Below are 574 nucleotides of genomic sequence, written 5' to 3'. Positions count from 1 at the left end.
GGTGGCGGTCAGCGTCAGGTCCTCGGGCACCGCGACGGGGGCCACCTCGCGCCGGCTGGAGGCCAGGCTCGGCGCCATCGCCATCATCGGCCGCGGCGGCAGGCGGCCCTCGGTCTCCACCTGCAGCTCGCGGATCGCGGCGACGCCCTGGCCGAGCTGGCCGGCCAGCGTCTCGGCGCGGGCGCGCAGCCGCGCGATCGCCTCGCGCTCCGCCTCGGCCAGCGCCTCGCGCCGCTGCGGCTCGGAGAGCGACCAGCCGATGCCCTCCAGCACCAGCCCCTGGCCCTGCAGCGTGCCGGCCAGCTCCAGCAGCCTGGCCGGCTCGGACCCGCGCAGGATCAGCCCCTGGCTGGCCTGCCATTGCCGCCCCTCCTCCAGCCGTCCGGCATAGTAGCGGCCGGTGCTGGCGCGCAGCTCGGGCACCGCCTGCGCCGCCTGCAGGGCGCGCTCCATCGCCGCATTGGCCTGGGATTGCGCGGCGGCGGCGCTGCCGGCGCGCGCCTCGACGCGCAGCGTCGCGGTGATCTCGTCGGGGGCGCGGCGCAGCTCCACCGTCTCGGCCAGGCGCAGCAGC

General features: G+C 78.4%; 1 protein-coding gene. It reads right to left on the bottom strand.

Going from position 1 to position 574, the window contains the following annotated elements; all coding sequences use genetic code 11:
* Nucleotides 1–574, bottom strand: a 574-nt coding sequence (locus tag HMPREF0731_RS22745; protein ID WP_040614585.1) for an SIMPL domain-containing protein, incomplete at both ends; no start/stop codon positions are given.

It is taken from the genome of Pseudoroseomonas cervicalis ATCC 49957 (assembly GCF_000164635.1).
In the GTDB taxonomy this organism is placed as follows: domain Bacteria; phylum Pseudomonadota; class Alphaproteobacteria; order Acetobacterales; family Acetobacteraceae; genus Pseudoroseomonas; species Pseudoroseomonas cervicalis.
The sequence above is the reverse complement of the archived record's forward strand: the minus strand, read 5'-3'. Positions and strand labels throughout refer to the sequence as shown.